The organism is Sphaerisporangium aureirubrum, assembly GCF_042658925.1.
GTDB classification, from domain to species: domain Bacteria; phylum Actinomycetota; class Actinomycetes; order Streptosporangiales; family Streptosporangiaceae; genus Sphaerisporangium; species Sphaerisporangium aureirubrum.
In genome coordinates, this window is record NZ_JBHSRF010000002.1 from 179,096 (window position 1) to 200,352 (window position 21,257).

The 21,257-nt window shown below is 70.7% G+C and carries 15 protein-coding genes; 6 read left to right on the forward strand and 9 right to left on the reverse strand.

Going from position 1 to position 21,257, the window contains the following annotated elements; all coding sequences use genetic code 11:
• Positions 1-197 precede the first annotated feature (197 nt).
• The 4 genes from ACFP1K_RS02245 to ACFP1K_RS02260 all read right to left on the reverse strand — a co-directional run bounded on the left by ACFP1K_RS02245 (position 198) and on the right by ACFP1K_RS02260 (position 6,610).
• On the reverse strand, positions 198-1,211 hold the full coding sequence (locus tag ACFP1K_RS02245; protein WP_380746541.1) for a LacI family DNA-binding transcriptional regulator: 1,014 nt from the start codon (positions 1,209-1,211) through the stop codon (positions 198-200).
• Positions 1,208-2,215, reverse strand: a complete 1,008-nt coding sequence (locus tag ACFP1K_RS02250) for a LacI family DNA-binding transcriptional regulator (protein ID WP_380746543.1) — start codon at positions 2,213-2,215, stop codon at positions 1,208-1,210. Before ACFP1K_RS02250 ends, ACFP1K_RS02245 begins: the two co-directional genes overlap by 4 nt.
• Positions 2,212-5,184 carry a glycoside hydrolase family 3 C-terminal domain-containing protein gene (locus ACFP1K_RS02255; RefSeq protein WP_380746545.1) on the reverse strand — a complete coding sequence of 991 codons (2,973 nt, stop codon included), beginning with the start codon at positions 5,182-5,184 and terminating at the stop codon, positions 2,212-2,214. The genes ACFP1K_RS02250 and ACFP1K_RS02255 overlap by 4 nt, the downstream gene beginning before the upstream one ends.
• 214 nt (positions 5,185-5,398) lie before the next feature.
• Complete coding sequence (locus ACFP1K_RS02260) at positions 5,399-6,610, reverse strand: ROK family protein (protein ID WP_380746547.1); 1,212 nt, start codon at positions 6,608-6,610, stop codon at positions 5,399-5,401.
• 249 nt (positions 6,611-6,859) lie between these two features.
• Between ACFP1K_RS02260 and ACFP1K_RS02265 the strand changes: the two genes are divergently transcribed.
• From ACFP1K_RS02265 to ACFP1K_RS02275, 3 genes are all read left to right on the forward strand, one after another.
• Positions 6,860-8,569 (forward strand): extracellular solute-binding protein, encoded by a 1,710-nt coding sequence (locus tag ACFP1K_RS02265; protein ID WP_380746549.1) that lies wholly within the window; start codon positions 6,860-6,862, stop codon positions 8,567-8,569.
• A 159-nt stretch (positions 8,570-8,728) separates the two neighbouring features.
• Positions 8,729-9,661, forward strand: coding sequence for an ABC transporter permease (locus ACFP1K_RS02270; RefSeq protein ID WP_380746551.1), 933 nt, complete (start codon positions 8,729-8,731; stop codon positions 9,659-9,661).
• A 10-nt stretch (positions 9,662-9,671) separates the two neighbouring features.
• The gene (locus ACFP1K_RS02275; RefSeq protein ID WP_380746553.1) at positions 9,672-10,577 is read left to right on the forward strand and encodes a carbohydrate ABC transporter permease; all 906 of its coding nucleotides are present in this window, start codon (positions 9,672-9,674) and stop codon (positions 10,575-10,577) included.
• 9 nt (positions 10,578-10,586) lie between these two features.
• On the opposite strand, the gene ACFP1K_RS02280 is transcribed toward ACFP1K_RS02275, so the two are convergent.
• Entirely contained in the window at positions 10,587-10,835 is a 249-nt protein-coding gene (locus ACFP1K_RS02280) for a hypothetical protein (protein ID WP_380746555.1), read from the reverse strand.
• Positions 10,836-10,958: 123 nt separating this feature from the next.
• Here ACFP1K_RS02280 and ACFP1K_RS02285 point away from each other — a divergent pair, with 123 nt between their 5' ends.
• Both ACFP1K_RS02285 and ACFP1K_RS02290 read left to right on the forward strand, forming a co-directional pair.
• A complete protein-coding gene (locus ACFP1K_RS02285) occupies positions 10,959-13,040 on the forward strand; it encodes a serine/threonine protein kinase (RefSeq protein ID WP_380746557.1) in 2,082 nt (693 codons plus the stop codon).
• A gap of 7 nt (positions 13,041-13,047) precedes the next feature.
• The gene (locus ACFP1K_RS02290; RefSeq protein ID WP_380746559.1) at positions 13,048-15,138 is read left to right on the forward strand and encodes a protein kinase domain-containing protein; all 2,091 of its coding nucleotides are present in this window, start codon (positions 13,048-13,050) and stop codon (positions 15,136-15,138) included.
• A gap of 242 nt (positions 15,139-15,380) precedes the next feature.
• Here ACFP1K_RS02290 and ACFP1K_RS02295 read toward each other — a convergent pair whose 3' ends face one another.
• Together ACFP1K_RS02295 and ACFP1K_RS02300 are read right to left on the reverse strand one after the other, a co-directional pair.
• The gene (locus tag ACFP1K_RS02295) at positions 15,381-15,581 is read right to left on the reverse strand and encodes a DUF397 domain-containing protein (RefSeq protein WP_380746561.1); all 201 of its coding nucleotides are present in this window, start codon (positions 15,579-15,581) and stop codon (positions 15,381-15,383) included.
• Positions 15,572-16,402: a helix-turn-helix domain-containing protein gene (locus tag ACFP1K_RS02300; RefSeq protein ID WP_380746563.1), complete on the reverse strand. Its 831-nt coding sequence runs from the start codon at positions 16,400-16,402 to the stop codon at positions 15,572-15,574. The genes ACFP1K_RS02295 and ACFP1K_RS02300 overlap by 10 nt, the downstream gene beginning before the upstream one ends.
• A gap of 171 nt (positions 16,403-16,573) precedes the next feature.
• Between ACFP1K_RS02300 and pip the strand changes: the two genes are divergently transcribed.
• On the forward strand, positions 16,574-18,040 hold the full coding sequence (gene pip, locus ACFP1K_RS02305) for a prolyl aminopeptidase (RefSeq protein WP_380746565.1): 1,467 nt from the start codon (positions 16,574-16,576) through the stop codon (positions 18,038-18,040).
• Between the two features lie 80 nt (positions 18,041-18,120).
• On the opposite strand, the gene ACFP1K_RS02310 is transcribed toward pip, so the two are convergent.
• Positions 18,121-18,252, reverse strand: a complete 132-nt coding sequence (locus tag ACFP1K_RS02310; protein WP_380746567.1) for a hypothetical protein — start codon at positions 18,250-18,252, stop codon at positions 18,121-18,123.
• A 43-nt stretch (positions 18,253-18,295) separates the two neighbouring features.
• Positions 18,296-21,253, reverse strand: a complete 2,958-nt coding sequence (locus ACFP1K_RS02315) for a glycoside hydrolase family 3 protein (protein ID WP_380746569.1) — start codon at positions 21,251-21,253, stop codon at positions 18,296-18,298.
• Between the last annotated feature and the right edge of the window lie 4 nt (positions 21,254-21,257).

Sequence of the window (21,257 nt, forward strand, 5' to 3'; positions counted from 1 at the left end):
GTTCGTCCTGCTCTCCGACGCGGCCGTCACGGCGGCGACCCATGGCTGAAACATTCCGAGTGTTGCCAGAAACGTTTCTGTGGGCAATGCGGCCGGTGTAATGGTGTAGTCCTCGATGCCGTGACCTGCCGTGTCAGGAGCACAAGGGCAGCAGGGAGCTGAAACTTTCGCCGTCGTGGGGCCGAAAACGTCGCGCTTCAGGCGCGGGCGGGCGGCGCGGTGCTCTCGCGCAGGACGAGGGTGGTCGCCAGCTCGACCCTGTGCTGGTCGAGGCTGCGGCCCTCGGCGAGCTCCACCACCATGCGGGCGGCGGTGGCGCCCATCTTCACCAGGGGCTGCCGGACGGTGGTCATCGGCGGCCCGGCCCACTGGGTGAACGGCAGGTCGTCGAACCCCACCACGCTGAGTTCCTCGGGGATCCGCACCCCGGCCCGGCGCGCGGCCTCGTACACGCCGAACGCCTGGAGGTCGTTGCTGGTGAAGATGGCGGTCGGCGGGTCGGGCATGCTCAGCAGCTCGGCCCCGTCGCTCAGGCCGCCCTCGACGTACAGGGTGCTGACCCTCACCAGCTCCGGGTCCACGGGCACGCCCGCGGCGTCCATGGCGGCGCGGTAGCCGTCCAGCCGGGCCCGGCAGCACGGCCATTCCAGCGGGCCGCACAACATCGCGACCCGCCGGTGCCCGAGGCCGAGCAGGTGACGGGTGGCGGTCAGGCCGCCGGCCCAGTTGGTGGCGCCCACCGACGGCGTCTCGTGCAGCGGCTCCCCCGTCGGGTCGAGCACCACCAGGGGGATGGAACGGGTGGCGAGCTGCGACTGCTGCTGGGCGGTCAGCTCGGAGAACACCGCGATCACGCCGGCGGGCCGCCGGGCGAGCACCTGCTCGGTCCAGGCGCGGCCGGGCGTCAGCCTGCCCTGCATCTCGGTGAGCACCACGGCGTGCCCGAGCTCCCGCGCGACCTCCTCGACCCCGCGGATGATCTCCAGCGCCCACAGGCTCTCCAGGGCGTGGAAGACCAGCTCCAGGATGGGGAACGACGTCGCGGTCTCCCTGCGTCGGTAGCCGACCTCCCGCAGCACGGCCTCCACCCGCTCCCGGGTGGCGAGCGCCACGCCGCTCTGCCCGTTGATCACGCGGGACACCGTCGGCGGCGACACCCCGGCCAGCGCGGCGATGCGCGCCACGGTCAGCTCGGCGCCCTCGGTGTTCACCGCTCGCCCGTGCTCTGCCGGACGGTCAGGCGGGGCGCCAGCAGGGTCGCGTCGGGCACGTGGCCGCCGTCCAGCTTGGCCATGAGCAGGCGCACGGCCTGGTGGCCGACGTCGGCGGCCGGTATGGCCACCGAGGTGAGCCGCGGGCTCGCCCGCTCGGCCACGTCGTCCGGGCAGATGGCGACCACCGACACGTCCTCGGGGACGCGCCTGCCGAGCATGCGCAGCGTGCCGAGCACGTGGTCGACGGCCGCCTCGTTGTGCACGACCAGGCCGGACAGCGCCGGGTGCTCCTTCAGCAGGGTGGTCACCGTCGCGGACACCTCGTCGAAGCCCTCCTCGCAGGGCAGCGCGATGCTGGTGGCGCCGTGGCCGCGTCCTGCCTCAAGAAAGCCCTCCATGGTGCGCTCGGCGTAACCGGTACCACGTTCGTACACCACCCGGGGCGCGCCGAGCAACGCGATGTCCCGGTGACCGAGCGTGGCCAGATGGTCGGCGCACACGGCCCCGGCGTGGGCGAAGTCGAGGTCGACGCAGGTCAGCCCGGTGGTGTCGGCGGGGAACCCGATGAGCACGCTCGGCTCCCCGAGCTCGCGCAGCAGCGGCACGCGCGGGTCGTGGATCTCCACGTCCATGAGCACCAGGCCGTCCACCAGGGCGCTGGCCGCGACCCGCCGCAGCCCGTCGGGGCCCTCGTCGGCGGTCATCAGCAGCACGTCGTGGTCGAACTGCCGGGCCGTGGTCACCACCGAGGTGGCGAACTGCATGAGCACCGGCAGGTGCATGCCGGCGCGCAGCGGCAGCACCAGCGCGATCACGTTGGACCGCTTGCTGGCGAGGGCGCGGGCCCCGGCGTTGGGGTGGTAGCCGAGCGCGCGGACGCTGCGCATCACCCGCTGGCTGGTGGTGGCGGAGATGGCGCGCTTGCCGCTCAGCACGTAGGACACGGTGCTGACCGCGACCCCGGCGTGCTTGGCGACGTCGGCGATGGTGACCGTCCTCAACGGGCGGCCTCCGCGGCCCCGCGCGGGACGCCCCGCGCCGCCTTCCGCACCGGTCCCTGGGGCCACTGCGCCGAGGGCGCGCCGTGCCCCGCCCTCCCCTCCGCCGCCGGTATCCCCCGCGTCCCCCGCGCCCCGCCTTCCGCGGGGACGGCCGCCTCGGTGAATACGAGTTCGCTCACCGTGACCCCCTCGTTCTCGAACACCACATACAGATCGTGCACTCCGGCCGCCCCGGCGAGCGGGCAGGCGACCGACACAAGGTCGTAACGGTCGCGCGCGGGGGCCACCGACAGCGCCCCGGCCACGGGCCCGAACAGCGGGTCGTCCAGGCGCAGCGTGAGCACGCCGCCCTCGGTGCTGGTGACGGTCAGCGCGCACCCGGCGGCCCCGGCGCCGAAGTCGACGTCGCGGAAGGCGATCCACGCGCCGGGCGCGGCCCCCCGGACCGCGTCCCCGGTGACCCGGGCCGCGTCGCACAGCACGACTCCGTCGTACTCGTCGTTGTCGGCCGCGCCCATGGGACTGGTGTAGGGGTCGCGGGGCGGGATGCGCTCGCCGGTCACGGTGAACCGGCCGCTCAGCCGGATGTCGCGGGACGAGCGCCCGACCAGCACCTTGTGCGGCGCGTCCTCGACCACGAACCTGCCCCGGGTGACGTCCCAGAACGCCAGGTCCGCCACCTTCAGCTCCAGGGTGACGACGCGGCTCTCCCCCGGGACGAGGCGGACCCGCTCGAAGCCGCGCAGCCTGCGCAGGGGCTGCTTCACCCGGGACCGCCGCTGGCGGGTGTACAGCTGCACGACCTCCTCGCCCGGCCGCGAGCCGGTGTTGGCGACGGTGAGCCGGACCGTCAGCACGTCGCCCGGTGCCACGGTGCCGGCGGACAGCTCCAGGCCGGAGTACTCGAACCGGGCGTAGCTCTCCCCGTGCCCGAACGGGTACAGGGGGGTGCCGCGGTAGTACATGTAGGTCGAGTCCGTGGCGATGATGTCATAGTCGAACAGGTCGGGCAGTTCGCGCGCCGAGCGGTACCAGGTCTGGGTGAGGCGCCCGGCGGGGTCGGCGTTCCCGAACAGCACGTCGGCGAGCGCGTGACCGTACTCCTGCCCGCCGTGCGCCGACCACAGGACGGCGGGCAGCTCCTCCTGCGCCGAGGTCACCGCGAACGGGTAGCCGCTGCTGATCACCAGCACGGTGGCGGGGTTGGCGGCGTGCACGGCCCGCACCAGCGCCTCCTGTGCGGGCGGCAGCGCGAGGTCGGCGCGGTCCTCGGTCTCCCTGCCGTTGACCAGCGGGTGGTCCCCGACGATCACCACCGCCACGTCGGCCCCGGCGGCGAGGCCGGCGGCGGCCTGGGCGCCGCTCAGCACGGGCTCCAGGGTGAGCACGGCGGCGGCGTCGGGGTCGTCGGCGAGACGCAGCGTGCCGTCCGGCGCCAGCTCCACGTGGCGGCCGGTGGAGATGTGCCGCAGGGCCAGCGCGCCGCGGGGCCGTTCGTCCAGGCGGAAGGTCTGGCGCACCTCCCAGCCGTTCGGCCCCGGCTGGTCGTTGACCAGCACGCCGTCGTCGCCCACCGAGACGTATCTGCCGTTGGCGGCGGCGCGCAGCGCGTAGGCGCCGCCGCCCCAGTCGAACAGGTCGAACCAGGTGGCCTTCGGCTCGGCGCCCTGCCGGACCACCAGGGGGCCGCCGCCGAAGTCCTCGGCGGCGGTCACCGGGCCGCCGGGTGCGTGCAGCGCGACGCGGTCCACGCCCTCGCAGAACTCGGTGGCGCACCGCTCCGACAGGCCCGCCCTGGCGGTGACCGCGTACGGCAGGGTGCCGCTGTACCAGTCCTCCATCAGCGTGTCGGCGAGCTGCCCGATCACCGCGACCTTGGCGGGGCGGCCGAGCGGCAGCAGGCCCTCGTTCTTGAGCAGCACGAACGACCGGGTGGCGGCCCGCCGGGCCAGGGCCTGGTGCTCGGGCCGGTTGACGACCTCCTCGGTGATGTCGTCGTAGGGCGTGGCGGGGTCGAACTCGCCGAGCCGGAAGCGGACCGAGAGCGCGTGCCGCACGGCCGTGTCCACGTCGTCCTCGCCGAGCAGCCCGCGCTCCAGTGCCGCGCGCAGGTGGCCGAGCGTGTCGGCGGGACGGTCGTCGTCCTGGGTGAAGCTGTCCAGCCCCGCCCGGACGGCCGCCGCGTACGCCGCGGCCGGGTCGCCGTAGTAGTCCTGGAGGCCGGTGAGGTTGGCGGGGGCGTAGGCGTCGCTCACCACCAGCAGGTCGTCACCGGTCCAGCCGCGCACCACGTCGTTGATCAGCGGGCTGAGCATCGCGGGTCGGCCGTTGACCAGGTTGTACGACGGCATCAGCGACACCGCGGCGCCCGACTCGATTGCGGGGCGGAACGCGGCCAGCTCGTACTCGTACAGCACGCGGGGCGGCAGGTTGCTGGAGGTGACGCAGCGGTCGGTCTCGTTGTTGTAGGCCAGGAAGTGCTTGAGCGTCGGCGCGGTGCGCAGCACCCGGTGGTCGCCGCGCAGGCCCCGCGCGAACGCGGTGCCCATGACGCCGGTCAGCCACGGGTCCTCCGAGTAGCCCTCCTCGTTGCGGCCCCAGCGCGGGTCGCGCAGCGGGTTGACCACCGGCGCCCAGACGTTGAGCCCGGCGCCCGCGGGGTCCTTCCGGTGGAAGGCCACCACCTCGTCACCGGTCGCGGCGCCGACCTCGCGCACCAGGCCGGGGTCCCACGTGCTGGCCAGACCGACGGCCTGGGGGAAGACGGTGGCGGGGCCGAGCCAGGCGAGGCCGTGCAGGGCCTCGGTGCCGGTGCGGAAGGAGCCGAGCCCGAGGCGGGGGACGGCCGCCTGGTACTGGTGCAGCAGGCCGAGCTTCTCCTCCAGGGTGAGCCGGGTGAGGAGGTCGGCGATCCGGGCGGCGAGGGGCAGGCCGGGGTCGCGGAAGGTGCCTGGCACCGGTTCGTTCATCGGGACCGTCCTTCGTTTCACCGAGTTGGCACGTCGAAGCGCTTCACGCCGAACGGCTCAGCGGAATCGAAGCGGTTCAACCGGGGACGTTCGTCGAAGCGCTTCGATGGGGGTTGACAAAGGTTTCCGCAGTGTTACACAAGGGGTTCTTCTGAAGCCTGCCGTTTCGTCGGCTTCAGGTCAAGAGTCGTTTTCGCGACTCGACACACGCTGGTCAGCCGGTGGCAGGAAGGCGTCCTGAATCAATGGAGTCCAGCAGCCGGGCCGCCGCGCCGAGCGCCGCCGCGCCGTACCCGAGGGTGGAGGCGACCAGCTCGGTGCCGCCCGCCTCGGGGGCGAAACTGAGCCGGGCGAGTTCCTCGCGCGCGGCGGGCAGCACCCACGGGGTGAGCGCGACGTAATAGCCGCCGAGCACCACGACCTGGGGGTTCAGCACGTTGGCCAGGACGGAGACGCCCATGCCGATCGCCCGGCCGACCTCGGCGAGGGTGCCGAGCACCGCCTGGTCGCCCGCGCGGGCGAGGCGCACGATCTCTTCGACCTCCGGCTCCAGCTCGCCGGGCGTGGCGTCCGGCGCGGTGTGCCGGAGCACGGCGCCGAGACCGGCGACGGCCTCCAGGCAGCCGTTGCGCCCGCAGCGGCAGGCCGGGCCCGCGGGGTCGATCGGGATGTGGCCGACCTCGCCGGCGAACCCCCGCCCGCCGCGGCGCAGCCGGCCGTCCATGATCAGGCCCGCGCCGACGCCGATCTCGCCGGTGAGGTAGATCAGGTCGCTCACCGCGCCGTGCGGCCCGAAGCGGTGCTCGGCGAGGGCCGCGAGGTTGGCGTCGTTGTCCACCAGGACGGGGAAGCCGGGGTCGCGCAGCGCCTTGGTGAGGTCGCCGGCGAGGTCGACGTCCCGCCAGCCGAGGTTGGGCGCGATGCGCACCGAGCCGTTCACGTCGACCAGGCCGGGCACCGCGACGGTGAGGCCGAGCACCTGGCGGGCCTCCTTGTCCATGCGGTTGAGCACCCGGCGGGCGAGCGCGGCGATGGCGGCGACGGCCTGGCCCGGCGTGGCGGTGGCGCCCTGGAAGGTGCGCCGCCACGACAGCAGCTCGGTGCCGGCGAGGTCGACGGCCACCGCGGTGAGGTAGTCGACGTTGGCCTCCAGGCCGATCGCGGCGTACGGCGAGCCGTCCAGGACCAGCATGGTGGCGGGGCGGCCGACGCGGTTCTCGGTGAGGCCGGTCTCACGCAGCAGGCGCCGGTCGATGAGGTCGGCGACGAGGCTGGACACGGTGGCCTTGTTCAGGCCGGTGGACGCGGCGATGTCGGCGCGGGAGCAGGGGGCGTTCTGCCGGACGAAGCGCAGCACGACCGCGAGGTTGGTGGCCCGGACGTCGGCGAAGTCCGCCGGTTGAGGGCCCGTGTGCGTGTTGATCAAAATCAGCCCCGTTCCCGCTGTGCCCCGGTGGGGTCATCATGCCTCATCATCGAGCGGTGGGTCATGCCACGTCCCGCGCTCCCCGGGAGCCGGCCCCGCGCCGCTTCCGGGCCAACGGGCCACCGTCCCTTGTGGCGCACGTCACGCTGGTCTAATTTGTTTGGTCATAAGACGAACTAACTCTACCTCGTAGCCCGCCCAGGCCGACACCCCTGACGAGATACCTGACCTGAACCGAAGGAACGTGTCGTGGAACCCACCCCGCATCGCGGCCCCGCCGACATCCGTACCACCCGCCGGGGCTTCCTCGGCTTAGCCGGCCTCGGCGCCGCCGCCCTCGCCGGCGGTGGCCTGACGGCCGCCTGCTCCACCCCCGCCACCCGCCGTCCCGGCGCGGGCGGCGGTGCCACCGCGGCCGCCGCGGACAAGCTGAGAAGCCTCACACCGTCATATGTGGCATATCCCGGCGTCACCCCCGACGTCCCCGGCACCATCTCCCCCCTGCCCGGCGTGCCCGACGTCGGCGGCGGCTACCTGAAGTACCCGGCGTCCGCCACCGACGCGGTGAGCGCCGCGGGCAAGGGCGGCCGGTACACCGCGATGACCCCGCTGTGGGGCCCGCCGCCGCCCGGGCTCGACGACAACGCCTACTTCCAGGCGTGCAACGCCGACATCGGCGCCACCATCCAGTTCCAGATCGCCGACGGCATCACCTACGGCGACAAGGCCACCGCCCGCCTCGCCGCCGGGGACGTGCCGGACCTCATGGTCGTCCCGCAGTGGGAGATCGAGAAGATGGCCGACTTCAACCTGGCCGTCGACAAGGCCTTCGAGGACCTCACGCCGTACCTCCAGGGCGACAAGGTCAAGGCCTACCCGATGCTCGCCAACCTGCCGACGCCCTCGTGGGAGTTCGCGGTGTTCAACGGCAAGCTGATGGCGGTGCCGTTCCCCACCGAGCCCTATCCCTTCGCCCTGCTGTACCGCAAGGACCTGTTCGGCGAGAACCCCGGCTGGACGCTGCCCAAGACCGCCGACGAGTTGTTCGAGCTGGGCAAGGAGATCACCGACCCCAAGGCGCGGCGCTGGGCGTTCGGCGACATCCACGAGATGCTGTGGCCGGTCTTCCGGATCCCCCAGGAGTGGCGGTACCAGAACGGGAAGCTCGAGTTCAGGTACGAGACGCCCGAATGGGAACAGGGCATCGCGTTCATGCGCCGCCTGTTCGAGGCCAAGCTGGTCCACCCGAACGTGATCAGCAGCAAGGGCGCCAACGAGAAGGACCTCTTCGCGTCCGGCCAGTTGCTGATCTACCGTGACGGCCTCGGCGCGTGGAAGGAACTGCTCCAGCAGCACCGCGGCAAGAACCCCGACTTCGCGATCGGCGCCCTGCCGGTGTTCGCGCACGACGGCGGCACGCCGATCATGTACCACAACAGCCCCGCCGGGATCTTCACCTTCGTCAAGAAGGGCCTCGGCGCGGAGAAGATGAAGGAGATCCTCGGCATCCTGAACTGGTGCGCGGCGCCGTTCGGCACCAAGGAGTACGAGCTCGCCACCTACGGCGTGGAGGGCAAGCACTTCAAGCGCGACGCCGCCGGGGTGCCGCAGCCCACCGACCTCGGACGCAAGGAGCTCGCCCCGTCGTACGTCTTCCTCGGCGGCCGGCCGATCGTGGCCGAGTTCGTGGCCTACCCCGACGCGGTGCGCGACAGCGTCGCCTGGCAGAACGACAGCTTCAAGTTCATCCAGAAGACCCCGCTGGACGGCATCCGCCACCAGCGGCCGTCCAAGATGTCCGGGTTGCAGATCCCCACCGAGGACAAGTTCACCGACGTGATGCGCGGGCGCCGGCCGTTGAGCGACATCAAGAAGATCGTCGAGGAGTGGCGGCGGGACGGCGGCGACGAGGCCAGGGACTTCTACATGAAGGTCCTGCGGGACAACGGCCGTGCCTGACCTGCCCTTCCGGCGCGGCGGATCCGGGCGGCCCGGGTGACCCACGACACGAAAAAAACCGGCCCGGCGGGTGACCTGACCTCACCCGCCGGGACCGGCACCCTTAACTCTGGCCGTAAGAGGGCTGCCAAGGCAAGCGAGAACGCGGGAAAATCCGTGATGACCGGCCAGGAAACCGTTCCACGGCCGCTGCGGGCCCGCCTGCGGCGCGACTGGCCCTTGCTGCTGATGACCGCTCCGGCCATCGGGCTCCTGCTGCTCTTCCACTACGTGCCGCTGCTCGGCAACATCATCGCGTTCCAGGACTACTCGCCGTACGTCGGCTTCGCCGACAGCCCGTTCGTGGGGCTCGCCAACTTCCAGTGGCTGCTGCTGGACGCCAGTTTCTGGGACGCGACGCTGAACACCCTCGGCATCACGGCGTTCCAGCTGGTCTTCTACTTCCCCGTGCCGATCGCGCTGGCGATCCTGTTGGACAGCGTGATGCGGCCGAGGGTGCGGCTGCTGGTGCAGAGCGTCGTGTACATGCCGCACTTCTTCTCGTGGGTGCTGGTGGTCACGCTGTTCCAGCAGATGCTGGGCGGCGCGGGGCTGGTCTCGCAGCTCCTGCGCGAGCGCGGCCTGGAGGGCATCGACCTGATGACCAACCCGGATACCTTCCTGCTGCTGGTCACCGGGGAGACGGTCTGGAAGGACGCCGGCTGGGGCACGATCATCTTCCTGGCCGCGCTGGCGGCCATCGACCGCAACCTGTACGAGGCGGCGGCGGTGGACGGCGCGGGGCGGTGGCGGCGCATGTGGCACATCACGCTGCCCGGCCTGCGGCCGGTGGTGATCCTTCTGCTGATCCTGCGTCTCGGCGACGCGCTCAACGTGGGGTTCGAGCAGTTCTTCCTCCAGCGGGACGCGGTCGGCAGGGATGCCGCCGAGGTGCTGGACACCTTCGTCTACTGGCGCACGCTCACCACCGGCGAGTGGAGCTACGGCGCGGCGGCCGGGATGGTGAAGGGACTGGTGGGGCTGGTGCTGATCCTGATCGCCAACAAGGTCGCCCACCGGTTCGGCGAGCAGGGCATCTACAAGCGATCATGAAAGCGGGCTCATGACGGTATCGACGGCGCGGCCCCTGTGGGACGAGCGGCCGAGCACGGCGGGACGGCTGGTCAAGGGCGTGATCCTGACGCTGATCGTGGTCAGCGTGCTGTTCCCGATCTACATGGTGGTACTCACCAGCCTGTCCTCCCAGGAGGCGGTGACCCGGGCCGGCGGCCTGGTCACCTTCCCCGGCGAGCTGTCGCTGGGCGCCTACCGGGAGCTGTTCTCCGGCGGGGTGGTGACCCGGGCCGTGCTGATCAGCCTCGGCGTCACCGCCACCGGCACGGCCATCAGCCTGACGGTGACGGTGCTGGCGGCGTACGGGCTGTCCCGGCCGGGGTCGCTGCTGCACCGGCCGCTGCTGTTCCTGATCCTGGCCACCTACCTGTTCGGGCCCGGCATGATCCCGAACTACCTGCTGGTCAGCTCGCTCGGCCTGATCGACAGCTACTGGTCGCTGATCCTGCCGTCGGCGGTGGCGGCGTTCAACCTCGTGGTGATGCGGGCGTTCTTCATGAACATCCCCGGCGAGGTCACCGACAGCGCCCGCGTCGACGGCGCCGGGGAGTTCCGCATCCTGTGGCGGATCGTGCTGCCCATGTCCAAGGGCGTGGTCGCGGTGATCGGCATGTTCTACGCCGTCGGGTACTGGAACTCGTTCTTCAACGCGGTCCTGTACCTCAACGACAACGCCAAGTGGCCGCTGCAGGTGGTGCTGCGGCAGTACGTGCTGCAGGGCCAGTCGCTGGTGGTCGGCCAGACCAGTGACACCATCGCGGGCGAGACGCTGCCGCCCAGCCTGGCCATCCAGATGGCGATCGTCGTGCTGGCGCTGATCCCGGTGCTGTTCGTCTACCCCTTCGTGCAGCGCCACTTCACCAAGGGCGTCATCATCGGCGCCGTGAAGGGGTGAGGCGCGGCCTCACCGCACGCCGGCCCCGACCCGGTCCACGAGCTGCGAGACGCCCTTCTCCCGGGCACAGTGCGCGCAGCAGTACCAGTGGCCGTTGGCCTCCACGCCGTGGCCGATGATCCGGCAGCCGCAGTGCTCGCAGGACGGCGCCATACGCTGGATCGCGCACTCGAAGCTGTCGAAGGTGTGCACGCCGCCCATGGCATGGACTTCGAACGTCATATCGTAATCATTTCCGCATACTTCGCATCTAGCCATGATCACTCCCTTAGTTCTCTAACCACTCAGTTACCCAGGAAAACCGGCAAGAGCCTGCCGAGCACGTGCTTCGGTACGCATAATTGATGATCTAGGGACCGTCTTTTTAAGGAGAATCCCGACATGCCGCAGGTCTTGCCCCTGCAATCGGATGATCCCTCCGAGCTGGGCGCATATCACATCGTCGGCAGGATCGGTGAGGGTGCGAGAAGCACCGTTTACCTGGCGAAAGGCCCGCAGAGCGATCACGTCGCGCTCAAGCTCCTGCACGCCGACACCCATGGCACCGAAGGCTTCCTCGCCAAGGTCGAGGAGCTACGACAGGTCTCGGCCTTCTGCACCGCCCAGGTCCTGGAGACGGGGCAGTACGGCGACCGGCCGTACGTGGTCAACGAGTACATCGACGGCCCGACCCTCCAGGCGGCCGTGGACGCCGACGGGCCGCTGCGCGGGCCCGCGCTGCACCGCCTCGCGATCGGGACGATGACTGCGCTGGTCGCCATCCACCAGGTGGGCATCGTGCACCGCGAGTTCAGCCCCGGCAGCGTGCTGCTCGGCCCGGACGGCCCGCGGGTCATCGACTTCGGCATCGCCCAGGCGCTGGACGCCGGCATGGAGAGCACCACGCGCTCGGTGGGCACCCCCGCGTACCTCACCCCCGAACAACTGGAGGGCGTGCCGGTCGGCCCGGCGGCCGACATGTTCGCCTGGGGCGCCACCATCCTGTTCGCCGCGTCCGGGCGGGCGCCGTTCGAGGCCGGCTCGATGTCCGCGACCATCAACCGGGTGCTGCGCGACGAGCCGGACCTCAGCGTGCTGGACGACGACCTGCTCAACCTGGTCGCCGGATGCCTGGCCAAGGACCCCGCCCGCCGCCCCACCGCGAGCGAGGCCCTGCTGCGGCTGGTCGGCCACTCGCAGATCCTCGCCACCCTGGAGGCCGTCCCCGCCGCCCCCGCCCCTGTCGCCGCCTCCCCCGCGGGGGTGCCGGTGCAGCCGACGCCCCTGCGGAGCGCGCCGCCGCCCGACCCCGGCAGCAGGGTCGACTTCCTGCCCCCGCCGCCGGCCCGGCGGAACGGCTCCCGCCGCGGCCTGGTGCTGGGCGCCGCCGCCGTGGCCATCGCGGTGCTGTCCGGCGGCTCGGTCTACGCGCTCACCGCCGGGCGCACCCCCGCTGCTCCCACACCCGCCCCGACCGTGCAGGCGGCGGCGCCGACCCCGCTGCCCGCCCCCTCGGCGTCGGTCATCCAGGCGTCGCCCAGCCCGCCCGCCAAGGCGACCACGGACCTCAAGCTTCCGGGCGTGCGGATCACCACGCACGAGAACCCGTCCGACCCGGTGCAACTGGTGTCCTACTTCGTCCAGGACCTCGACAAGAAGCAGTACGCGACGTACGTGCGCGACCCGGGCAAGGACACCTTCACCGCCGTGGCCAGGAACGCGGAGTTCGGCGACCCCGTCGTCTCGCCGGACGGCACCTGGACCGCGATCAACCCGTGGCTGAAGTTCGCCACGTCCAGCTACGACAACGTCGTCTTCGTCAACCGCAAGACGGGCGAGAAGTTCTCGGTGGATACGCTCAAGCAGCCGCTGCGCGGCCTGGCCGGCACCTGGAGCCGCGACAGCACGCGCTTCCTGCTCACCATCTACACGATCGACAGCAAGAAGGACACGCAGTACCCCCAGGGGTTCGTCACGGTCGACGTGCGGACGCGCAAGGCGACCGTCGTGATGACCGACGACAAGCGGGACGGCTACGGCAACTTCGACTGGAGCCCGGACGGCACCTCCGTGGCCGGCGCGTACGAGAAGAAGAAGGACCCGAGGTTCGGGCTGCGGTTCCGCACCCTGGACGGGCAGGTCGGGCGGACCATGCCGTGGGTGGGGCTGATCCCCGGCTCCGGCCTCTTCTCGCCCTCCGGCACGTCCTTCTACTCTTATTGCCCGCCCACCAGCAAGGGGGAGTCGAACGTCTGCGTGTGGAACCTCGCGTCCGGCAACCGCACGGCCACCATTCCCTCGGTGGCGGACGAATCCTCCATTCAGGGCTGGTGGGACGAGCACCATCTGATCGTCTACGATCCGCGCAAGGACACGAAGAAATACGTGGTGATCGACTTCCACGGCAAGGTCCAGCGCACCTTGGTCGAGGTCGACAAGCGGGACGCCAAGATCGCCCAGCAGCTTCGTTTCGTACCCAGATAGAGGAACCGTGACGGACATCGCCTCCCTGCGCCCCGGCGATCCGGAGAGCATCGGCGGCTACGCGCTGACCGGCCGGATCGGCGAGGGAGGCCAGGGCTCGGTCTACCTCGGCACCACCCCCTCCGGGGAACGGGTCGCGATCAAGGTGCTGCGGCGCGGGCTGGTCCCGCCGGCGCCCGGCAGCGTGGCGTCCGCGGCGCCCGAGCGCTTCCAGCGGGAGACCGAGATCCTGCGGCGGGTGGCGCCGTTCTGCACGGCCCAGGTGGTGGAAAGCGGAACCGCCGCAGGGCGGCCGTACATCGTCAGCGAGTACATCGAGGGCCCCACACTGCAGCAGAGCGTCGAGCGGGACGGGCCGCTGCGCGACGCGCGGCTGCGGCGGCTGGCGGTGGGCACCATGACGGCGCTCACCGCGATCCACCGGGCCGGGATCGTGCACCGCGACTTCAAGCCGAGCAACGTACTGCTCGGCCGGGACGGCCCCCGGGTCATCGACTTCGGCATCGCCCGCGCCCTGGACGTCTCCGCCACCGGCTCCGGCGCCATCGGCACCCCGCCGTACATGGCACCCGAGCAACTCGACGGCGCCCCCGTGGAGCCGCCCGCGGACCTGTTCTCCTGGGGCTCCACGATGGTGTTCGCGGCGACGGGCCGCCCGCCGTTCGGCATGGACTCCCTGCCCGCCGTGATCAACCGCATCCTGCACAGGGACCCCGACCTCGGCGACCTCGAAGGCGACCTGCGCGACCTGATCGCCGAATGCCTCGCCAAGAACCCCGCCGTCCGGCCCGCGGCCCGCGACGTCCTGCTGCGGCTCCTCGGCGCCCAGGGCCGCCCCTCCGGCGGCGGCGACCTGCTCTCCGCCGGCACCGCCGCCGCCTCCGACACGCCGCAGCGCGCCACCGCCCTCCCCGTTGGCGCACCACCGCCCGGCGGGGTGTACGCGGCTCCCGGAGGGCCGGTGTCCACCGACCCGGGCACCGCCGTGTTCCCCACCCAGCCCGATGTGGCCGCCGGGAGCCGCCGCGGCCTGTGGATCGGCGCCGGCGTCGCGCTCGCGCTGGTCTCCGCCGCGCTGGCCTACATCTTCATCCCCCGCGACGTCACCGGTCCCGTCGCCCGGCCCACCCCCTCCGCCCCCTCGGCGTCCCCCGTGCGGGAGGTCACCGCCGCGCCCCCCACCCCGGCGGCCGAGTCGCGGCTGCCGGAGACCAAGACCACCGTGTACGAGAACCCGGACGACCCCGTGCGGCTGACGTCCTTCATGTACCTGGGTTCGAACGAGTCCAAGTCGTACGCGCGCGACACCAAGGGCGAATTCGAGTCCACCGGCCCCTACCAGGAGCCCCTGGTGTCACCGGACGGCACCTGGATGGCCATCCTGCCGTGGCTGAAGGACTCGATTCCGCAGCCGTACGACCAGGTCCGCCTGGTCGAGCGGTCCACCGGCCGGGAGTTCGCGGTCCGCCTCACCGACAAACCCCTGCAGAACTTCGTCCCCTACTGGTCCTCCGACGGCCGGCGCCTGCTGCTGACGACCTACGAGGTCTCGCCCACCAACCAGCGGACCTCGGTGGGCTTCGTCATCGTCGACCGCGACACGGCCACCTCGAAGGCGGTCTCCGCCCCCACCCCCGGCGCCCAGGCCAACCCCTTCATGTGGGCCCCCGGCGAGACGAGCGTCGCCCAGCGCTACCTCGACGGCAACAAACCGGGCATCCGGATCTACGACCTGACCGGCAAGGCCCTGCGCACCATCGCCAACGTCGGCAACCCGATCGACTACGAGAGCATGTTCTCCCCCGCCGGAAAGTTCTTCGTCACGTTGTGCCCCAGCGGCTACGCCATCGCCTGCATCTGGGACACCACCACCGGCCGCCGCGTCACCACCGTCCCCGTCCCCGTCAAACGCAGGGTCGTCGGCTGGTACAACGACGCCCATCTCATCGTCACCGACCTGAGCAACTCCCCCGCCCGGGTGACCATCACCAACCTGAAAGGCAAACAAGTCCGCCTCCTAGCCGAAATCCCCAAATCCGAAATAGACGGCAACCCCTACCGCCTAATCCCCCACTACGGCCCCAACCCCAACAACTAACCCCACCACAACCCGCACGGCAGGCCACACCACGCGGGTACGCCACGACGCGTGCGGCACGCCACCACGCGCCCACCCAACCCCGCCCTGGCCGTCCCATTCAACCGGCGCCGAGACGGCGGGACGTGGTACGGCGAATCCGGCGCCGCCGTACGGCGAACAACCCGGCACCGTGCCCCACCGCGACGCATCCCCGGTGAGCTCTGTGTCCCGCGGAAACAACCGAGCCTCCGGACATCACCTCAACGACCGAAACACCCGTCCCTGAGCTCGCACAAGAATGCGCGCCACTCCCCATGACCGCAGTGAAGCACGGCACCACCAGGATTCTTGGAGTCCCGCACGGCCACCGCCATCGGCAGATTCACCGCCACCTCGACACACTCCCCCCCGTCGTCGCCGGACCGAGACGACTTTCGCCACAGCGCTCCGGTCAGGTCCATTTCTGAGTCACCACTTCCTCGATGAGCTTCCCGGACTGGTGTTGCGGGTAGGCATCCGCCCGGACGGCGTCGTAGCGACGGACCATGTTCGTGATCGTGGCCCTGTCGGTGACCGTCCGTCCGCTGGGCTGACTCTCCACCCGCACGGTATACGCGTTCCCCCGCATTTCGGCAATGGTGTACGCACCCAGCAGCCCGGACAATACCTCGGCATCATACGGAACCACCTGAATGGTGAAATTCGGCCGCCGCGAGAGGTCGAGAAGGTATTCGAGTTGTTCCCGCATGACAGCGGGACCGCCCACAGGCCGGTGAAGGACACCCTCGTCCAGCAAACACATGACCGCCGGTGGATCGACCCGTGAGAAAACGGCCCGGCGCTGCATTCGGCCGGCCACCCGCCGCTCCACCTCGTCCTCGGTGATGTCCGGCGAACAGGAGATGACCCGGCGCGCGAAAGCCTCCGTCTGGAGCAGCCCGGGAACGAGGAGCGGCGCCCAGAAGCGCAACGCCGTGGCGCGTTGTTCCTCCACCGCCCAGTCACGGAAGTGCGCGGGCACCGGTGGCGGGGGCGGCCACACCTCCGCGTACAGCCCGGCGATGACGCCGTCCAGCCCGAAAACCTCGTCGCACAGCTCCGCGAACCGCTCCGACGGCCGGAACTTCGACGTCTCCACCATCGCCACCGCACTGGTGGAGAACCCGAGCCGCCGCCCGAGCTGCTTCTGCGTCATCCCGGCCGCCAGCCGATACCGCCGCACCTCGTACGCGAACCGCGCCCGCGGCGACTCCTCCGGGTTGATGTCGATCATCCTGGTCATGGGGTCCCCTCGCGACACCGGAACAGAACGGATTCATCCACCTCAGAACAACTCTGAAGTCATTCCGTAGTCAATCGAACACCAACAGTAACGGACGAAGGTCAATCTGAGCACAAGAATTCACGACCCACCAGGGCCGTCCCCAAGAAATCCCACCCCGCGAGGAAACACATGACCGGCCACCCCAGCCGACGACACGCGGACTTCCCGCCCCACCCCGCCTCAGCGGCCGAAGCCCGCCACCACGTCCGCGCCACCCTCACCGCCTGGCACCTCCAAGCCCTGATCGACACGACCGAACTGATCGTCTCCGAGCTCGTCACCAACGCCATCAGAGCCGCCGACGGCAGCCCCCACCCCGTCCGCCTCGGCCTGGCCCTGCAACCACCACACCTCCTGATCGAGGTCTCGGACCCCGACCCCACCCCACCGGCACCGAGAACCCCCGCCCTCACCGACGAGGGCGGCCGGGGCCTGCTCCTGGTCGCGGCCCTCGCCGCCGCCTGGGGCCACCACGCCACCACCACCGGCAAAACGATCTGGTGCACCCTCCCCACCCCGGCCTCTCAGGACAAGACGGACGGCCCTCCGGAGAAAGCGGAGGCGCCGCCACCGGCACGCCGTCTAAAGTCGCCGGGTATTTCCGCTCATGAGGGGACACCAAGGGACATGGCCGATCTCTTCCCGCCCATCGAGCCGTACGACTCCGGCATGCTGGACGTCGGCGACGGCAACCTCGTCCACTGGGAGACCTCCGGAAACCCCTGCGGCAAACCCAGCCTGGTCGTCCACGGCGGCCCGGGGTCGGGGAGTTCACCCGGCTCACGCCGCTTCTACGACCCGGACCTGTACCGGATCGTCCAGTTCGACCAGCGCGGCTGCGGCCGGAGCACCCCGAACGCGAGCGACCCCGCGGCCGACATGAGCGTCAACACCACCGAACACCTGATCGCCGACATGGAGCGCCTCCGCGAGCACCTGTGCATCGAACGCTGGCAACTGTTCGGTGGCTCATGGGGCTCCACCCTGATCCTCGCCTACGCCGAACGCCACCCCGGCCGCGTAACGGAGATCGTGATCCCCAGCGTCACCACCACCCGCCGCGCGGAGACCGAGTGGCTCTACGAAGGCGTAGGTCGCTTCTTCCCCGAGCAGTGGCACCGCTTCCGCGAAGGCGTCCCCGTGGAAGACCGCGACGGCAACCTGATCGCCGCCTACTCCCGCCTGATGGAACACCCCGACCCCGCCATCCGCGCGAAGGCCGCCACCGACTGGTGCGCCTGGGAAGACGCCGTGATCTCCCAGGAACCCAACGGCACCCCGAACGCCTACAGCGACCGCCCCACCAACGCCCTCCTAGCCTTCGTCCGCATCTGCACCCACTACTTCGCCAACAACGCCTGGCTGGAGGAAGGCACCCTCCTCCGCGAAGCCTCCCGCTTGAAAGGCATCCCCGGCGTCCTCCTCCACGGCCGCCTGGACATGGGCAGCCCCCTGGACACCGCCTGGCACCTGACCCGCCAATGGCCCGACGCCGAACTCAAAATCATCGACGACGCCGGCCACACAGGAAGCACCACCCTACGCACCCACGTCCTCACCACCCTCGAACGCTTCGCGACCCGTCCGGCGAACTGACACCAGGCATCGACGACTAGTGCCGTCCCGCTACGAGCTCGGCCGATTACCCTTGATTGCCATGCAATCGATAGGCCCTGTCATGGAGGTGCGCGTCGCACGAGGTCCGCGTCGATGTGAGCGACCGCCTGATCGACATCTGTCCGGTCGTCGAGGTTCGAGATGTTCTTCAGCGCGCAGTCGCAGTGGTCCTGAAAGGCCAGGAACGGCACCCGGCCTCCTTCTGGGGAGGTCGGGTGCCGTTCGGGTGGGTGGTCATCGGGTGAGGGAGAAGTCCTTGATTCGCATGGGGCCGGTGAAGACCAGGTAGATGTTGTGGGTGCTGGTGGTTCTGGTTATGGGGGCTGAGGTGGTGGTGTAGGTGTACTTGTCGGGGGTTGGTGGGGGGGTGAGGGTGGCTAGGAGTTTGCCGGTGGGGGAGTCTTGGCGGAGTTCTACTCGGGTGGCTGGGGTTTGGGTTGAGGTGGTGGCGGTGAAGGTGGTGGGGCTGGGGAGGAGGGTGGAGTTGTAGGCGAGCCAGGTGCCGGGGGTGGTGGCTACGGTGTCGCCGGTGGTTTTGGTGAGGTCTGCCAGCTCGGCGGTGGAGTGGTCGTCGAAGGTGGTGGCCTGGGTGGGGCGGGAGAGGTCGCGGGGTGGGATGGTCTCGCCCTGGACGGTCAGGGTGGTGCGCTGGTGGATGGCGGTGGAGGAGCTGCCGACCATCACGTCGTGAGGGGATTTCTCCACGGACCAGCGGTTGCGGGTGACGTCCCAGAGGGCCAGGTCGGCTGCCTTGAAGGTGAGGGTGACCGTCTTCGTCTGGCCGGGGGTGAGGTGGACCCGCTGGAAGGCGCGGAGTTGCTTTACGGGCTGCTTGGTGCGGCTGGTGCGCTGATGGGTGTAGAGCTGGACGACCTCGTCGCCCGCGGCGCGGCCGGTGTTGGTGACCTTGACGGTGGCGGTCACGGTGCCGTCGGGGCGGACCGAGGGGGCGTTGAGCTTCAGGCCGGCGTAGGCGAAGGTCGTGTAGCTGAGGCCGTGACCGAAGGGGTAGAGGGGAGTGGCCCTGGAGTACAGGTAGGTGGCGTTCGACTTGATGATGTCGTAGTTGAGGATGTCGGGGAGGTCGGCCGCGGAGCGGTACCAGGTCTGGGGGAGGCGGCCCGCCGGGTTGGTGTCGCCGAAGAGGACGTCGGCCAGGGCGTGGCCGGTCTCGGCGCCGGCGTGGGTGGTCCAGAGGATGGCGGGGACGTTGGCCTGGAGCCAGTTGATCGTGGTGGGGTAGCTGTTCTCCAGGATCACCACGGTCTTGGGGTTGGCCTTGGTGACGGCCTTGACCAGGGCCTCCTGGCCTTCGGCGAGGTTCATGTCGGTGCGGTCGTGGTCCTCGCGGCCGTTGATGAACGGCATGCTGCCGACCACGACGACGGCCGCGTCGGCCGACTTGGCGGCGGCGACCGCGGCGGCGGTGCCGTCGGTGACGACCTCCTTGGTGAACTTCGCGGCCTGGTCGGCGGTGGTCAGCACCAGAGTGCCGTCGGCGTTCGGCGCGAGGTACTTGTTCGGCCCGAACCAGTCGTACGCCGTCTCGTACCCGGCGTAGCGGAACAGGTAGGTGCCGTCGGACTGCGGCTCCAGCTTGAACTGCTGCTGGACGAACCACCCGTTCGGCTGGCTCTGGTCGTTGACGAAGCTGGACCAGTTGTAGCCGACGAACTTGCCGTTGGCGGCGCTGCGCAGCGTCAGCACGCCCTGGCCCCAGTCGAACGCGTCGAACTTCGCGGTGTCCCCGGCCGTGGTGCCGCCCTCGGTGAGCACGGCGCCGGACGCCCCGGCCCCGGCGGTGACGTACCTGCCGGTGGCGACGTTCTTCAGCGCGATGCGGTCGGCGCCCTCGGTGCCGGTGACGGTGGCCCCGGTGCCGAGCCGCTCCCGGATGCCGGCCAGCGGGGTGACCTGGTAGGGCAGGGCGCCGGAGTACCAGTCGGTGTACAGGGTGTCGGACAGCGGGCCGATCACCGCGACCTTCCGGGTGGACGGGCTGAGCGGCAGCGCGCGGCCCGAGTTCTTCAGAAGGACCGTGGCCGCGGCGGCGGTGCGGCGGTTCAGCGCGCGGTGGGCCGGACTGTTGATCACGTCCGGGGTGATGGAGCCGTACCGGCCGCCGCCCGGGTCGAACTCGCCGAGGCGGAAGCGGATGGACAGCAGGTGCCGGACGGCGCGGTCGATGTCGGCCACGGTGACGAGCCCCTGGGACAGCGCGGCGGTGATCGCGTTGACGGTGGGCGCGGCGTTGGTGTCGTCGGTGGTGTAGCTGTCGATGCCGGCCTTCAGCGCGGCGGCGTCGCCCTCGGTGAGGGTCGGGTAGTAGGCCTGGGAGTTGACCAGGTTGTTCGGCGCGTGGGCGTCGGTGACGTTCATCAGGTCACGACGGGTCCACGACCGGGCCACGTCGTTCAGGTCGGGGTTGACCGTGGCGGGGCGGCCGTTGACCAGGTTGTACGACGCCATGACGCCGGTCGCGGCGTCCGCGGCGATCGCCGGCTTGAAGGCCGCCTGGTCGTACTCCTGCTCCACCCGGGGCCGCAGGCTGGAGTTGGACGTGTCGCGGCGCACCTCGTTGTTGTTGGCGAGGTAGTGCTTGAGCGTCGGCGCGGCCCGCAGGTGGTCGGGGTCGTCGCCCTGGATGCCCGAGCCGTACGCGACGGACATCGCGCCGGTGAGCGTCGGGTCCTCGGAGTAGCCTTCCTCGTTGCGGCCCCACCGGGGGTCGCGCAGCAGGTTGACGACCGGCGCCCACAGGTTCAGGCCCCACACGCGCGGGTTGCGGGCGTTGAAGCCGCGGGCCTCCGTGCCGACGGCGGTGCCGACCTGCTTGATCAGCGCCGGGTCCCAGGTGCTGGCCAGCCCGACGGCCTGCGGGAACACAGTGCCGTCCGCGGTGACCACGGCGCCGCCGTTGTCGATGTTCGTCGACCACGCGACCCCGTGCAGCGCCTCGGTGCCGGTCTTGAACAGGCCGATGCCGAGGCGCGGGATGGCGGGCTGGTACTGGTGCAGCAGGGAGATCTTCTCGGTCAGGGTGAGCCGTCCGAGCAGGTCGTCCACGCGCCGGCTCAGGGACAGCGCCGGATCTCGGAACGGGAGGTCCTCGGCGGCGCGGGCCGGGGCGGCCAGCAGGGTGACGAACAGGCCGAGCACGGCTAACAGGCATGACGTGCGGCGAGGGGACATGGCG

Coding starts and splice junctions, on each gene's coding strand:
- ACFP1K_RS02255 (WP_380746545.1), bottom strand. CDS start 5,184: ATGAACGAACCGGTGCCAGGCACCTTCCGCGACCCCGGCCTGCCCCTC.
- ACFP1K_RS02270 (WP_380746551.1), top strand. CDS start 8,729: ATGACCGGCCAGGAAACCGTTCCACGGCCGCTGCGGGCCCGCCTGCGG.
- ACFP1K_RS02275 (WP_380746553.1), top strand. CDS start 9,672: ATGACGGTATCGACGGCGCGGCCCCTGTGGGACGAGCGGCCGAGCACG.
- ACFP1K_RS02280 (WP_380746555.1), bottom strand. CDS start 10,835: ATGGCTAGATGCGAAGTATGCGGAAATGATTACGATATGACGTTCGAA.
- ACFP1K_RS02285 (WP_380746557.1), top strand. CDS start 10,959: ATGCCGCAGGTCTTGCCCCTGCAATCGGATGATCCCTCCGAGCTGGGC.
- ACFP1K_RS02295 (WP_380746561.1), bottom strand. CDS start 15,581: ATGGACCTGACCGGAGCGCTGTGGCGAAAGTCGTCTCGGTCCGGCGAC.
- ACFP1K_RS02300 (WP_380746563.1), bottom strand. CDS start 16,402: ATGACCAGGATGATCGACATCAACCCGGAGGAGTCGCCGCGGGCGCGG.
- pip (WP_380746565.1), top strand. CDS start 16,574: ATGACCGGCCACCCCAGCCGACGACACGCGGACTTCCCGCCCCACCCC.
- ACFP1K_RS02315 (WP_380746569.1), bottom strand. CDS start 21,253: ATGTCCCCTCGCCGCACGTCATGCCTGTTAGCCGTGCTCGGCCTGTTC.